This window comes from Paenibacillus sp. ACRSA (genome assembly GCF_022346845.1).
Lineage (GTDB): Bacteria > Bacillota > Bacilli > Paenibacillales > Paenibacillaceae > Paenibacillus.
The window spans coordinates 257,618-274,670 of record NZ_JAKRNP010000003.1 but is presented as its reverse complement, the minus strand read 5'-3'; the positions used below and the strand labels follow the sequence as shown (position 1 = coordinate 274,670).

The following is a 17,053-nucleotide window of genomic DNA, read 5'->3' as shown; positions in this document are numbered from 1 at the left end:
GATTCATAATACCTAATGCGTACACTGCCGATGCAGCAGGCGACAGCCGCCAAATTAGCGGATTTGAAAATGAAAATGTAACAAATGGAGGATTGTAAGGTGTTAGGTCAAAATGGCAAGCACAATGAACCGAGGAGGCATTACATGAAGAAGATTTTAAGTTTGATGCTAGTCATTTCACTTCTGGCATCAGTAGCACCTGTTTATGCGAATGTGCCAACAGAGTACACCTATGTGTTCGGTGTGAAAACAGGAGGAAACGAAAATGGAGGAACAGATGATGATGTTCATATGGGCGTAAGTACCTATGAACCTGGGATAGCCTCTGATCATTATAGAGCAATTGGTGCCGCTGGGGCGTGGTCTGATGTGCAACATACATTTAAATTACAGAATATTCCACCATGGAGAATGAATGAATTGGTTTTTTGGCTGGTTGGCAGTGATGACTGGTACGGGGATTCTGTGGTTCTATGGCTTCCTACTATTAATGGGGGCATAAATCCAACACAGGCGAAGACCATTAAATTAAACACATGGACAAAAGATCAGGGCAGACTTTATCGTGATATTTCAGATGTAACAAAACGGAAATTCACAGCTATGGGTAATGTTGATGTTGGTGGAGGAGAGTTCTACCTTGATACTAATTCATCAGGCTCTGAACTTGTAGAGTGGGACAAAAAGGTTAGAGATCAATATGGTGAATACGACATAATGCAATATGAAGATACTCCAGTGATCAACTATACCGTTTCGGACGATGCTGTAGGTAGAGATTGGTTAACATTTGAAGAGCCAACCAAAACAAATAATTTCAAGTTAGATATTGACCGCAAAAAGCTTCATGATGCAATGGTTGCGCAGAATAAAGCGGAGATATCACTAACCTATAGGGTGGCGCTTCTTGCCCAGTCTACCAACGCTGAGAGCCTTGGAGGGACTTTTGCCCATACAACTTCAGGAAATCCCGAAGTTAAAACCTATTTAACAACAAAAATCGGGCAAGCGGATTACTATTATAAAGATGTTACATATACGTTCTATCGCAGCATTTATGACTTAGGCAATGAAAATATTTCGGAAACAGCTACGTTCTCGCATGCAACTGACAATCGATATCTAAATCGAAAATTCACAGACGTGAATATTACCGTTGATGCACTTTCAATTCATAGAAAAACGATGATAAAAGAAATGAAAGAAGAACTTATTACTAATTTTCAAGCAACACCAGTGTTATATCTTGGGAATAGTACTACAACACCACTTACTAATCTTACGATGACCAAACTATTGGGAGCGGATGGTAAACCTAATGGTACGCTTCAGTTTACGGGGAAAGTACCCATGGATGTTAGCGAAGTGGAGAGTGAGGGCATAAGGCTACAGCTTAATGATGTATCTACCTTTTTAACGAAAAATGGTATAAATCAGCCATATTATTTGGAAAGACCCACACCAGAATCGAATTCAGCACAAAGTTTTTATTTTTCTACTCATAAAGTGGACACAAAAACACCAACGATCAGAATTACCGATGAAAATGGACAGGATCTAACAGGACAAAATTCCATTCAAAATAATGTGAAAAAAGTGCATCAATTTTATATGGTAGCTAGCGAAACACTATATCCTGAGGGGAATGTCGCTCACACCATCGATAATCAAAACTATTTGGCATACGAGCTATACAAGAAAAACGGGGATGTCTATGAACCGACAACGACAAGAATAACCAACTTTGACGGTTTAGGTAGCGCAACGAAAGTTATAGCACCTGTTAGTACGGAGGTATTAAAAGGCGTTAGTACAAACTTAAGCCCAATTGATCCTACAGAGGGCGAATTCAAGCTTCGTTTGTATGGGTGGGATAAAGCTAACAATCCACTTGGTGGAGATGCTGGATACACAGAGATTGAACATATTAAATTAGATAATCAGGCTCCGCGTGTAACGGTTCACGAAAGTGTAAAGCCGCAAGATGCACAGTCTCGTAAAAGAAATGACTATAGATTTGAAATGGAAGATTATCAACAAAGTAATGGCGGTTGGTCTAGAACGTATTATACGTTTATGAACGGTACGGATTCACCACCAAATACGCCTATAGATGACATCAAACTTGGATCACAAGAAATTTCTTCAGTTCAAGGCAAGTGGGCATTTGTAGATTCAAAAGGTGAAAGTTCAACGGCTGTATTATCTGTTCCCAAAGGTGATAGCTTTGACGGTACTCTATATTATTTCACAGTGGATTCATTAGGTAACGATTCAAGAAACGAGCAAGCGTCAAAGTATTATACAAAAACAGTCCAGATCTTTAATGGTTCTGTTGCTGACACCATCATTACAAAGGATACAGGTTCACCAAATACACATTTTGATATCAAATTCGATGTAAGTAATTCAAATATTGAAACGAGCTATAGATGGGTCTCTCATCCTCGTAATGGAACAAGCTTCACACAAAACTTTACTGTCTATGATGCAAGCGATGATGTTGGTGCAGCTGAGAAACGTAATAGCAGCGGAACTGAAGTTTTGATGGACGGTAAATATATACTTGAATATCGAGTTAAAGATAAGCGCTCTGGCAATTCATTAGAATTTACTCGAGAGTTCACGTACGACAATAAAGCACCGGAAATTAGTTATATCGTTGGAAATCAGCATGATCATTTCAAGTCAACACATCAATTTAAAGTTAAAGTGACAGATGCAAGTGGTATTGCAAGTGCAAGTTATTATTTAGCTAAACCAGAAACAGAAACTAAGATTGAGAATACGCAAAATCATCCGCTAACACTGACAGCAAATAGTGAAGGTGTATTCGAAGTTGATCAAACATTAACAATGACAGGACTTCCTTCGGGTGCTTATAGCATTGTTGTTGTTGCGACGGATGTTCTTGGTAAAGAAAGTAAAAAGGTTTCCCCGTACTTTGGGATGAGGTCGGGACCTGCGACCATTGAGTCGTTAGCACATGCTCAAGCAAAGACGCTAAACGGAATAGGTGCAACCAATGACGGAACATATAAGGTCGATGTTGTATTAAATGAACCCCATGTAGCTTGGACTTCTGAAAGTGCAACGAAATATCAAAATCCAGTCTATTATGCAACAATTGACGGGATGCCGACAGATCAGGGTGTGTTAGTTCCAACTTTTACAGAGAGCAATAATTCAGGTGGTAAGTTTGCATTTACACTAGATACACCTGTGGCACTCAAAGAAGGGATCAATACAATATATCTTCAATTTGGACTTTTAAATCACCCTGCTGACGAAAGGCCAGAGTTTTTAACAGAAACAAGACCTGTCAAAATCTTATATGATAGCCAGGCACCAACTTTCGAATTACCGGACTACAGCACTATTCAGCCAACCAACTCATCAGTAACGGCAAGAATAGTAGCTAATGATGTTGGGACAGGCATTTCAAAACTGACGGTTGAGCCAAAAGATCAGGACAAAATCACCGTTTCTCCATATACAAACGGTGCATTCACAGTAACTGTGAGCGAGAACGTTACAACAAACCTGGTACTGTCTGACGAGCTTGGCAATCAGGTTTTAGTACCGATTTCAGTTTCGAATATTGACAAGGCAGCTCCGAATGCAATAGCATCCAGCGAAATGGTAACCAATGGAGCAAGACAAGATGGCCGAATCACGGTCGATGTTTCAGACAAGAGTGACACAACTGTTTCATTTGCACTTATTAAAGATCCATCAGCCAGTCATATTCTTACTGAAGAAGATTATGAGCTGTTTAATTCGAGTAAATCAGTAAAAATGCAAAGTAGTCAGCCCGTCGTTAATGGCGAAGGAAACAAACAGACAACATATACGATTGATTTGAAAGGGCTAAGTGGCAACTATGCAATTGGGATTAAAGCAGCGGATAACTCAGGCAATATTACTGAAAAAGTATTCGTTGACTCCAGTGTGAATTTGGTGGACGCGGAGGCATCCATTGTAAGTGTTAACGCAAACCCTCAAATAACAAAAACGACTTCAACGGTTAATGTTACATTCAATGTTCCAGTAACAATCATGCCTAATGCACCAAATGAGGGTGATAAGGTGAATGAAATGGCAAGGTCGAACCAACTGTATACAGGGCTATTAACAACATCTGTTGAGTATGCGATAGAACATGATCTTGTTATTCAGAACAATAACGAAATTAGTCTATATGTTCAGGATGAGGCTGGAAGGGATCGTGTTCTAAAATTCACACCTACTGTTGAATTCATTCAAGGATTTGAGATTACAGGAAATGTAGAGAAAAATGGAGTTCCTATTCAAAATGGAGGATTTATATCCTATACGGAAAGCGATAAGCTCACCTATGTGATTGATCCTAATCCTAATTATTCCGGACAATTTTTCTTTGTTGAGAATGCCGTATTGTCAGGATTAGAACTAAATGCGGAGCTAAGTGTAGTTGATCCTTCATTTACAGAGGTAGAAGGAAGAACAGCTTATTCCAAGCTTGTATTTGAAGCGCTAAGAGATGGGAAGACAACCAAGTCAGCTTACTTCGAGGTCTATACAACTGAAGGAGTTGAAGCTGATCGGATGGAAGATGCGTATGTTGCTATCTCAGTCGTTGATGAAACTGCAGCTGTTACTGATGTGGTGTATTCAACTACTGAGCCAACAAACCAAATTGTGAAGGCAGTACTTTCAATATCTGACCCGGAAAGCGGGATTATGAAACTGGAACGTTCATATGATGGGACAAACTTTGAGCAAATTGACTCCATTGCATCTCATACCGAAAGATTTGAGCAGAATGCAACGGTATATTTCAAAGTAACGAACCAAGCGGGAATAGAAACAACCGTACCCGTTACAGTTTCAAATATAGATACAACGCCAATTGAAGAAGACGTACACTTCAGGGTGGAATACACCTACGAAAACTATCTAGGGAATTGGGTTCCAATTCAAGATGGCAAGGCCTATAGAAGAGTAATGGCAACCATTAAGCCGATCAGTGATCAGAAAACTCTATCGATGACTAATAACAATGCTTCATTTTCAAGAATTCTAACTGAAGATGTTAATTCATTCACCTTTGAGTTTAGAGATCAGGCAGGAAACACAAATTCTCGTACGGTTAGCTATAAGCTTTTTGACAACACGATTGGTCAAACCTCTTATGTGTTATCCAACACAGCAAAGACGAATCAAAATATACATGCAACGATCACATTAACAGACGATTCAGGTGAAATATCATTTGCAGAGGTTAAGAAGGACGATGTCGTGTACCCATTCAAAGGTGAGCCACTGGAGAATGAATATATCGTTGAACTGGATAGCTCAGGTATCTATTATGTGACAGCGTATGACTACGCAGGAAACAAGTGGGTCACTCCAATAACTGTCTCAAATATTAACAAAGTAGCGCCAGTTGCAACTGCGAGAGCGTACAGCACATTACCAACTGAGATTACTACACAAAGTGTAAATGTGGAGTTGACACAGTTTAGCAAAGATATCAATACAATTAGGGTCACAGGTGTTGAGCCAGTAGGCAGCTTGACCTATAAAGACATCGTTCATATCCCTGGTACCAAAGCAGTTCGCCTTAGAAAAAATGGTACAGTTACGATGTCCTTTGTCGATGACTATGGTAACGAAGGTCATGAGATTATTACCGTTTCCAATATTGTATCTTCACCACCACAAGTTACCGCAACCGCAACATTAGCCAAAGATAAGTTAAGTGTTGATGTGTCATTTGACCAAATTCGGGATAGTGATGGCGTTCCGCTCGACATCCTTAGAAATATGAAAGATCTTACCGTTTCTTATAAAGGATATGAATATGCACTTTCAACAGCGGTTGAAAATGAAGATGGGGATGAGGTGTCTTATAAAGATACGGTCATCAATGTTAAAACGAATGGGGAGCATGTCTTCCAAGTTAGAGACAAAACAGGATTAACGCAAAAAATTCTGCTAACGATTGAAGGAATTGAAGTAGGAGCACCAAAGATTAAAGAAATTCATTGGTCTTATAAATATCTTGTGAAAAACGAAGCTGGTGAGTGGGTAGAACAGGATTATCAAAATAAGATTACGGTTGGCGTTGATACATCTGGAAAAGAAGAAGGATATGTTGTCGGAACGGATAAAAATCCAATAACAAATCAGGATGTCACTGTCACTGTAAACACGGACAAAGATACGAAATCCGTTGGAGGAAACGACGTTTGGGAACTAGATAAGTCCATGAACTATAGCAACAATGGACTATATGTATTTAATCTTCAAGGAAGAACGGGAGAGCAGGCTTCGTATGGTGTTGACATAGGTCTCATCGACAAAACAGCTCCGGAGTTAACACTTGAAAATGGCGAAGAGCTCATCTTCATTGAAGGAATGACTCCTCAAAAAGATGCTTCAATTGCCTATAATAAATCGAAGCTTCTTGACTTTGAAGCATGGGATATGGTTGCAAATAAAAAGGTTGATTTAACTGACAAAGTTACCATCAACTACGATGTTGGCGGGCGAGTATTTAATCCGGACAACATCTCGGCGAATGAATTTAATCGCTCTAATCCTTACTATATAGACTATACAGTAAGAGATGACGCAGGAAATCAAACGACTATTCGTCGTACAGTTCGTCTTGTAGGTCTTTATGACACCATAGCACTTGTGAACGGAGTCATGCCTGACAGTTCAAATGTTGCAACGGTGATTGGAAACAAAGTTGAGATTTCACTGAAAAACTTTGCTGGAGTATCGTATGCACGTTATGAAAAAGGCAGTTTAACACAAGGTCAAATGAAAACAAAAGGAACGGTCCTGCGGGAGAAAAACGGAGTGTATACCATTGATAATGTCTCAAATGGTTGGTATACCATATATATTCAAACGGACAAGCGTGATTATTTCAATATTTCTGTATATGTTTCAAACAAAGGAGGGAAATAGGCAATGATGATCGATCGTCGATTAAAACGCGGCATAGCTGTATCCCTTATTCTAGCGATGCTATTCACTCTTGTAAGTTTCCCATTGAGTGCAGATGCAAGCAGTGCGAATTATTCAATCGCAAACGACTTTATGAAATATTCAATCAATTCAAAAACAGGTGGATTTTCGATTGAAACCGTGGATGGTCATCCACAAAAAGCGTTTGACAACAATATTCCGCTTCTCTATAAGGAAGATACAGCAAGAAGCAATGGAACATCATTTACTACCGTTCGTATCGATGGAAAAGATTATATTTTCGGTCAGGAATATGGATGGTTCGGAATCGATACTAAGCTTCATGAACCTGTTGTCTCTGAGCAAAATAGACTTTTGACGATTGCATGGGATATCAAGGGTTACACGATCACACAAAAGGTTTCCATTTCTACTGACCCTAATAACTCGCGGGTTGGAAACGTTGGTATTTCATATGATGTGGTCAATAATAATAGCAAAGCGGGAACGGTAGGTATTCGTCTCCTTCTAGATAACGCGCTTGGTTCAAATATTGATGCACCTCATGTGCTCGTGAACCCAAAACAACCGACCATCGTGGAAACAGAATACAGCGGTGAAAACCTGCCGCAACAAATCAGATATGTGGATTCTCTTTCAGCTTCAGACAAAATGGCCTACGCCCTTTTGTCTGGTTGGAGTGGGAACAAAGATGTAAATGTGGATAAAGTTATTGTTGGACATTGGGTTAATCTTGCAAATACAAGATACGATTATACACCGAATCCTAACGTTGACTTTACGAACTATTCAAACAAATATTTAGTGCCTGATACGGCAACAGCATATTATTGGAATGAAAAACCCATTGAGGCAGGCGAAGTGAGAATTTCAGAATTGTTATATGGTGTTGGTAACTTTTCTGATCAAACACAAAAGAAAGAGGTAGCAATCGGGATCCAGACAGATAAAGTTCAAGTGAATGAAGGCAAAGATGGATATCTAAACGATGGTAAGTTTAAAGCGACAGTAACCATTGACAATAGTGTTACAGGAGCTAAAGAACTAATAGAACCGGTGGTTACCCTTACTCTCGATGAGGGACTTACTTTTGCAGCGACGAATACAAGAGAATATACGGTGAGAATTTCGGGTGGATTAAACATTGGTACTGTATTTGACATTCCCGATCTAGAAATCATCGCAGAGAAACAATCCATGATTACGGCAAAGCGATTAATAGTTTCGTTAAACGCAACGGCAATTATGGATTCAAGCACACATAAACTGGTTGAGTATAGTGCGAATTCAAACATTTTAATTCCCGCGATTGAAGGGGAACTTCCTAATGTCTCATTGAAACATATTTTCCCTTCTGCGGTTTTTCATGAAGGAGACAAAAATATAACCGTTTCTGGAGATATGAACGAATTGAAACAAGCGATTACAGGAATTGATGGATGGGATCTTTATCTTGTCTCTGCATCAAGTGGTACAACTACGTTAATCGACAAAAGAAAAATAAGTTTTGTTGAAGATGGTCAAGCCCTTTCGTTCTCGACAAATGAAAATTTGCCCGTTGGAAAATATAACATTGAATTCAGATTTACAAATCAACAGTTAATCAGTGCGTTTAAAGAAAAGATTATTTCTACAACTCAAATAGATGTAACTAATAATCTGGCGGATAAAAGTGCAAGCTACGGAATTGTTTCACTAGTTCGAATAACAAACTCTTCTAATAATAGACAGTTATATGATTATGTAAATTTTGAAAACGAAGATGTAATGAAAAAATTTATCGAGGGTAGCGTCACTAGAAATGGTATTGTTCATAACAATATAAAATATGTAGAAGATGAAACCGAAATTCTATTGACCGTTCGTGGGAAAGTCAGGCTAATGGGTACGGGTGTTAATCGATATTACTCTGCCAGTAAAGCCGATGGCGACATTACGATTAACAACATCTTGACGTATGATAGCAACACGCCACTCAAGATGACGGTTACGGACGTTGGCGCAAAATTAGAAGGCGATGGCACCATAAAAGTCATAAACTCTGTTAATGTATGGCATAATAAATGGTTTTATGAAGTTAAAAATGGAGTGAAATACAGCTTGGATAGTGAAGCTGTTTCCGAGGATGAGGCTAAAGCATTAGAACTGAAATTTGGAGATACAGGTTCTATGCTACAAAATATTGCAGGATTTTTAATCAATATCAAGTACGGTGTCATGACTCAGGATAAGGAAGACTTCGGAATTAGCTTCGGCGGAAAGATTTCAATGCCTTTAAAAGCAGCAGATAAGAATAATGGTGAAGAGCATTATGACTACAAGGGCTCCCTTACTGCCGAGATTAGTGATATCCGCTATGGTAGTAAAGATAAGAAAATCGGTTTTATTGGTGTCAATACGACACTAGCTGTAGCACTGCCAGAAGATATACTAGGTCCATTAGTAGGAAATAAAGTGGGTGCTATGGCAGAAGTAACAATAGATACGATTGATGGAATCTATAAGCTGGATTACGGAGTTGCTCTTACCATGCTAGAAGTAGAAGGTTCGCTGGCATTTAAAGAGGTTCCTATAAATAATGTTCCGTCGATCATGCTTGACGAACTTACATTCTTCTTAGCAAGTAATACGACGAAAGTTCCGATTGTTACGCCATATGTATTTATGACAGGTCTTGGTGGAGGTTTCGGAAATCTTGCAGAGACCATATCTGGAACATCAGACGGTAAACTTCCCCCCATCACACTTCATCTTCAAACAAGGTTATTAATTAACCTGGTTATTGTAGGTGACTTCAAGCTGGAAGCAAAACTATCCGGTCTTAGTCTTGAAGGTACGGGTCGGTTGGCAAAAGACGATGAAGGAAGATTACTTAATCTTGAAGCAGGAATGAATGTTCAGTGGATATCGCCATTTCAGCTAAATGCCTTTGGTAATATTAGTATTCACGCCGGGGCGGTTCGTGGTGGTATAACGATTAAAATTACTGAAGATTATTTCTATGGCTATGTATACGCAGGATTCTATATTCCAACTTCAGTCCCCATTATAGGAGGAAAGGAAATTGGAGGCGTTGAGGCAGCTGTTTCATCTGACTTTGTTGGTGCAAACATGAAAGTCATCGGCGTGAAATTTGGCTTTATCTATTATTGGGATGGCGATTTTAACTTTGGTAGTTCCATCAATCTCGCTTCTAGAGGAAAAGCTGTACACTATGTTCACTCGGAAGAACTGGATGCGAACGGAAATCTTGTGCCTACCACTGCATTATATGGAACGAATATGAGAAGGCTCACGACAAAGGAAATAGCTAAAACTAGAGCAGGAGATGGCATTACAAAAGAAGTGATCCCGGCATCAAAAGATTCACTACTGTTTGAAATCCCACTTCGTGGCCATGTCAAACCTTCTGCATCTGAAATTATAGTCACTAATCCAGCTGGTAATAGATTGACAATGGTTGAAGACGATAATAAGGGAAATGGAAACTATCTTATTCAATCGATGAATGGTAAAAATACTTTGTATATTTCAGTGATTGATCCAGCTCTTATTGTTGGTGGTAACTGGTCCATCTCAGTGACAACACCGAATGTGTATATCGACAATTTTGAAGTGAACAGTGTTGAAAATATCCCGGAGCTTACAGGTATTAGAACTACGCATAGTAGTAATACGAGCCGTGAGCTTGATGTGTCTTGGACAACGGACGGGCAAAGTGCATATTCAGGAGCAGTTAATGTCTATGTCACCAAAGATCCATCCATTATGCAAACCATTGAATCAGATAACATGCAAGACACATCATCATTAATTAGTATTGGTAATCTTGAGCTGGATGAAATTAAATCAGGTTCTCATGTCTTTACACTTCCGGAATCTTTCCCTGAAGGGAAGTATCATGTGGTTGCAATGCTTGTTAACCATCTGGGTGGAATGAGTAAGCAGATCACTGCATCTCCAATCACTTTTACCAATCCATTACTTCCACAAGAACCTAAATCAGTAACAGCGGAATACAGTGGAGATGGATACGTGAAAGTTAACATCAATGGAAGTGACCAAACTGCAACCCATTATTTTGTGGCGATTGAAGATGAGAACGGGGTTGAGATTGAGAATTCCTTTGGTCAGTTCCCTGTAGGCAGCGAAATTAGGTTGAAACCATTAGAAGACCAAACCAACCTCCCTCTATTAAAGGAAGGCAAGAAGTATTTTATCAAAGTAAAATCCGTTAAAATTGTTGAGTCAGCACTTAATGCTACGGAATATTATAGCTCTACCAAGGTTGCATCATCGCAAAGCTTTGTTATGCCTGCCATGGGTAAACCTAAGCTTGTCAGTGTTGAAACCAATATCGACAAATCAAAAGAAAACTATTATTTAAGGACTGGACAATTAGAGGCAACGTACACGTTCGATCGACCGGTCAAAATGACATTGACCCTGAACAAGGAAAACAAGAACACGCCTGAAGAATTTAAGACGGTTTGGTCATTTGAAGAAAACCTTGAAGATGGTGAGAATTTGATTGACTTCACTGCAGTTAGTGAAAATCATGACAGCATTCAAGGTAGCAGATCATCAGGGGCAATAGGTGTTACTGTTGATACAAGTGCACCGATATTACTTTTAGGTGAAGAAGTAGAGCCAAGCCTTGATAAGGAGCCGGTTGATAATACAGTCAGCAATCAAGTTGTTTTTGTTAGTTCGGACTCAAGCTATAGCTTCCATGGGCTAACAGAGGTATCGGCATCATTAACTTTAGATGGTAGTTCAGAAGGTATTGTGATCCATCCAGACGGGACATTTGTCGTTAATCGTAAGAGTTCGAGTCAAGAACCAAACGAAACTTTACAGCTTAAAGCAGTTGATAAAGCTGGAAACGAAACGGTTGTTCCCGTTTATCTTGTTAATCGTGAATTGTCAGAGTTTGAGAGTATTAAACTGATATCTGACCTTGAGAACTCCCAGAATCAACCTGATGTGATCGAACTTGGGATTGGCGGAAAAACAGTGCTTTCTGTTAAAGGTCTTCGTCAGGGTGGCGAATTGGACTTAAAAGAAGAAGATATTGTATGGGATGTTCTATATAATCAGAACATTATCAAGATTTCACAGGATGGTACCATTGAAGCTTTGGCTCCAGGCGAAACGGCAATCAAAGTTGGTTATAGACTTTCTGCTTTTGAAGATGAGAATGGGAAAATAGTCTATAAAGAACTGTCAGATGTAATCAACATTCATGTGAAAGATCTTGGATATCGTTATGAAGTTCGGCAATCACAAGGATTCTCGTTGTTCACCATATATACGGAGATCAATATGGGTAAAGCAACAGTTGTGATTGATGGCAAGAAACAAACGCTCTTGTATGACAATCTTAAAAAAGCATATATTGGTTCTTCAAGAGAACTTGTCACGGGTGAACAATTAACAGCCAATCTTGTTTTTGAACCAACGTTGAAATCTCCTAATCTTCTTCGTGGAGATACGAATGGTAGTGGGGCTGTAGATCGAGCAGACGTTCTGGCGACGATAAAAGCGATATTAAATAATGTCTACAATGGCTTTAATTCTTCTGAAGACTGGATGAGATCTGATATAAACGGTGATGGTGTTGTTGATATTGTAGATGCACAACTCATACTAATGGAGGCACTGAGACGATGATGAAACAATTGAAAGTGATATTGTGCATGCTACTTCTGGTAGCTACTCTACCATCATACGTCTACGGGGCAGACGATGCTGCTGACCTTAGTTATCGTGTGGACATCACAGTAACTGACAGCTCTGGTTCTCCAAAATTTTCATTTGATGTTGGAGAGAACATATTTGTGAAACTAAGTCTTGCATATACTGGTGCGGGTAAAGCGCCGGTATATGGTTTTCAAGGAAAGCTACACTTTGATTCTTATGTTGTAAAAAACACCAGTGTCAAAATGGAAAAGGACATTTCAATGAATTATTCCTATGGTGACATCAATTATGTATATCTCGATATGACCGCCAACGGTAAAGATGATGAAATTATGAAAAATATCGGAACTGCTGTCTTCCAAGCTAGAAATAACGGAACGTTCGATTTTTCTTTAAGTAACTTTCTCATCACGAATAAAGATGCAACCCTGAGGGGAATTGAACCGTTTGAAGATGTACAAATTGTGGTCGGTTCTGGTGTGAAGGAAATCTCTAAGTCTTCACTATATGAAGACATTGAGGCTGCAAAAGCTTATCTTGCTTCAGTTACGATTGCGGATAATCCCAAAGTCATATATTATCCAGATTTTTGGTATACAACAAAATCCGCTCAAAATCTAAGAAGTGCGATCTCTAAGGCTGAGGCTGTTTTTGAGAATGAAAATGCGTTGGATACGGAAATTTCTGAAGCAATAGATTTGCTTGAGATTGCATTTTCTAATTTTGAGAATTCGAAAATTGTAGGTCCGAAACGTTGGGTTATCACGGACGAGGATTCTAACGCTTCTAATGGTGGTTCTAATGGTTCTAATCCTTCTGGTGGTTCTAGTGGTTCTGAGGGTCCGAAACATCAGCTTAACTATACGGTTAACGCTTCTGTAAAAGGTGGGAATGGTAAAATTGCTGATGGCTTTGAAAATCAAACGATTCGTGCAACAACCTCTGCCACGATCAGAGTGATTCCTGATGAAGGATTTGAAACAGAATATATCATTGTCAACGGCGAAAAATTCATAGGTCGTGACATTTATACCATTCCAGAGATTAGTCGTGACACAACTGTAGTTGTTACATTTGTAAGAAAGACTCCTTTTACAGATATAGCACATGACGATTGGTTCTATTTTTCTGCAAGATATGTTTACAATGCGGGGCTATTCACAGGAACTTCTGAAACTGAATTTTCACCCTCAAAGAACATGAGTCGTGCAATGCTTGCTACTGCACTATATCGTATGGATAATCAACCTAATGTTAAATTTGCAGATGTTTTCTCAGACGTTCAAAGTGGTCGTTGGTATTCAGATCCTATTATTTGGGCAAACGAAAGCAAAATCGTTAACGGATATGGTAAGGGGATATTCGCTCCTAAAGTTTCAATCACTCGTGAGCAAATTGCGGTTATGCTCTATCGATACGCAGAGAGTAAAGGGTTGAGCCTGCAGAGCGAAATTTCAACCCTTAGCTTCAAAGATGCAGATAAAATTTCAGCCTTTGCCAAAGAGTCCATTCATTGGGCTGTGTCAAAGGGCATTATGAATGGTAATTCTGATCTGACTCTAAATCCTTCTGGTCTTGCAACCAGGGCAGAAGTTGCTACGATGATTCAAAGGTTCAAAGAATTAGAATAAATTGAACTAAGATTAGTTCAATATAGAAGAACTTTGAGTTGATATAAACCAAACTGACATAGAGCTTTTCTTTGTCGGTTTGGTTTTTTTCTGTGAACCTTTAATTATAAAAGCTATGTTAATCTATAATATGGAGAAACAGCGTGAGAAGGCGCGTGTACCACATCAAAACGTCAATAGCTAACGCAACTGTTTAAAGATATGAATGGATCGCTTTAATAGAACTGCTATAATTAGTTGAAACATTCTCTGACGTGGTTTCGTAACTTAAGTAGCAAAGAATATGATATAGATAGTGTTTTCACAATTAACTCAAGCAGGAGGTATATATTTAATGGAGATTTCGTTATGTAAAGCAGATTTAGAAGATGCAGCGACTCTTCATGAAATGAAAATCAAAGCATTTATGCCCTTGTTGGAGAAGTATCAGGATTTCGAAACAAGCCCTGCCAATGAAACTGTAGAAAGAATTATTACTCAACTCAATCAATCTTTTACATATTATTATATAATTTATTATCTTAAGGCTGCTGTTGGCGGAATTAGAGTTGTGAAAAAAGATAATCAAGTCTATAGTGTTAGCCCAATTTTTATTCTGCCAGAACATCAAGGAAATGGGATTGCTCAAAAAGTCTTTACAATGGTTGAGCAGATACATGATGATGCTAGGACATGGAAATTGGGAACCATCTTACAAGAGAAAGGGAACTGTTATTTGTATGAAAAGATAGGCTATATAAAAACAGATGCAACAAAAGTAATTAACGATAAAATGACAATGATATTCTATGAAAAGCATCTATAGGTGAATAGCGACTGGTTAAGATAAACGGAATTAAGGAGGAACTTATGTGCGGAAAAGTACAAAATGGGTATTGTGGATACTAGGTTTAATGCTCGCTGCGATTTTTATTAACTTTTATATGAATCTATATAGCTTTGGATTTGCTCTAATTGGGGTGCTGTTTATGGCATTCACGGGATGGGGATTTCTAGCCAAGCTAAAGAACGATGTTCGTCAGCACGAGGATCATCATAGAAGAATGCATGAATCTGTGAACGATGATATTGAGAGATACACCAGGTAAATTAACAGTCTAATATACCTGAAATAGGGTTAAGAGATGATAAGTAGCACTTACACTGGATAAGTAACAATTATGGACTCCCGCAAGGGAGTTTTTTAATTATAAGATGTAACAAATGATATTACGTATTGCTTAGGCTGGGTTAAATACGATGCTCAGAGTATCGTGAATGCTGTCCTTCAGAGGTAAAACGAACGCATATGACATCTCATATTTTGGGTATATACCTAAAAGGAGGGATCATATGAAACGTATCAAGATGGCGTGCATGACTTGTAGTCTATTACTAGTATTCATTTTATCAGCTTGTGGTGCGGATAATATTCTACACGGGAAGAGTGATCACTGGGATGTAGCTCTACAAAGATCAACAGGGATTTATAGTATTACTTATATCGGTGATGAAACGTATATAAGAGATTTTGTATTTGACCTTACCGGCAAGAATATAAATCAACAGGGCAGTGCACTCTCAGAACAAAAGAAACCATTTAAGATGTCGGGAACGATTACGAATACGGAAGACACGAAAGATCCTCTTGAATTCAAAATGAGTTGGAATAATCAAAGCGAGAGTGTTACCTTTGAGTAGCTCTGGCTTTGTGGAGGTGTTACAGTTTGGAGTGGTCACAATCCATACATCTAATACGTTACACAATGAGCCGTTCTTCATAGGACGGCTCATTGCACGTGAGAGACTTACTCCACCGTTGTTATTTCAAAAACAGACGTTCCATCATCCTGTACCTGGAAGCGATATTGGAACCCATCTCGTTCTGTCATGCCATCAAACTCATTTTGATTCACATCACGATCCAACAATCCGATATCCTGAATGACGTCTTGTGCATCGTTATAGGTGTACTCGCTATGCGTGGTTAGAATGAGTGTGGCAATAGCAGTCAGCAGTACGCCACGTGTCGGTTCATTGACATTGCCAGTACCGTATAACTTGATTTCCTGTATGTGTTCATCTGCATCTAATACACCGACCATACGAAGCTCATCATTGAATGCATACTCAAAAGTGGGAGTGGCCTGATCTGTTGATGAATCATTCATCGTCAGTCGGGTAATCGCTAGCCCATTTAATCGGTATTTACCTACGGCAGCATTAAACTTATTTCTGAAATCACCAGCAGTCATATGAAATCCAGTAGTATCCTTTGGACTTGAAGCATCGTTGTTACTTTGATCCGAAGTAGCATCGGCATTCTGTTGTGTTGCCTGATCTGGATCAGGCTGTGTAGTGTTCGAGGATAAAGCTAACATACCATACATACCTATGGAAGCCATCGCGAAACATAGTGTCGTTAGGATAATATGCTTGATGGTTACCTTGTTATGTTTTCTCATGGATAAGATCATAGATATAAGAAACACAAAGAAAGCCAATAAGCCAGTGATCCATATTACGGTAAACAGAACTTGCAAATTCTCACCTCATAATAGATTAATGATTAATATCATGTTTGTCCCATCACTCATTATAATGTTTCTTCGAGCAACTTTAAACTGAGCGCGTATGCTCACGCATCAAACATTACGCACCACATATCTTAAATCAGACATCTTGCATCACGTATCGGATATCTCTTATCAATCATCACGCGAAAAAAGCACTACCGGCTTACGGCCAGCAGTGCT

General features: G+C 39.0%; 7 protein-coding genes. 6 read left to right on the top strand and 1 reads right to left on the bottom strand.

Annotated features, from left to right (window positions below; genetic code table 11):
* Positions 1–144 precede the first annotated feature (144 nt).
* From MH215_RS10865 to MH215_RS10840, 6 genes are all read left to right on the top strand, one after another.
* The gene (locus tag MH215_RS10865; RefSeq protein ID WP_239290167.1) at positions 145–6,963 is read left to right on the top strand and encodes a hypothetical protein; all 6,819 of its coding nucleotides are present in this window, start codon (positions 145–147) and stop codon (positions 6,961–6,963) included.
* A 3-nt stretch (positions 6,964–6,966) separates the two neighbouring features.
* Entirely contained in the window at positions 6,967–12,657 is a 5,691-nt protein-coding gene (locus MH215_RS10860; RefSeq protein ID WP_239290166.1) for a dockerin type I repeat-containing protein, read from the top strand.
* The gene (locus MH215_RS10855; protein WP_239290165.1) at positions 12,654–14,318 is read left to right on the top strand and encodes an S-layer homology domain-containing protein; all 1,665 of its coding nucleotides are present in this window, start codon (positions 12,654–12,656) and stop codon (positions 14,316–14,318) included. Before MH215_RS10860 ends, MH215_RS10855 begins: the two co-directional genes overlap by 4 nt.
* A gap of 334 nt (positions 14,319–14,652) precedes the next feature.
* Complete coding sequence (locus MH215_RS10850) at positions 14,653–15,123, top strand: GNAT family N-acetyltransferase (RefSeq protein WP_239290164.1); 471 nt, start codon at positions 14,653–14,655, stop codon at positions 15,121–15,123.
* A 46-nt stretch (positions 15,124–15,169) separates the two neighbouring features.
* Positions 15,170–15,406, top strand: a complete 237-nt coding sequence (locus tag MH215_RS10845) for a DUF2306 domain-containing protein (RefSeq protein ID WP_056694375.1) — start codon at positions 15,170–15,172, stop codon at positions 15,404–15,406.
* 244 nt (positions 15,407–15,650) lie between these two features.
* Positions 15,651–15,998 carry a hypothetical protein gene (locus MH215_RS10840; RefSeq protein ID WP_239290163.1) on the top strand — a complete coding sequence of 116 codons (348 nt, stop codon included), beginning with the start codon at positions 15,651–15,653 and terminating at the stop codon, positions 15,996–15,998.
* A gap of 107 nt (positions 15,999–16,105) precedes the next feature.
* Here MH215_RS10840 and MH215_RS10835 read toward each other — a convergent pair whose 3' ends face one another.
* Complete coding sequence (locus MH215_RS10835; RefSeq protein WP_239290162.1) at positions 16,106–16,762, bottom strand: hypothetical protein; 657 nt, start codon at positions 16,760–16,762, stop codon at positions 16,106–16,108.
* Positions 16,763–17,053 lie beyond the last annotated feature (291 nt).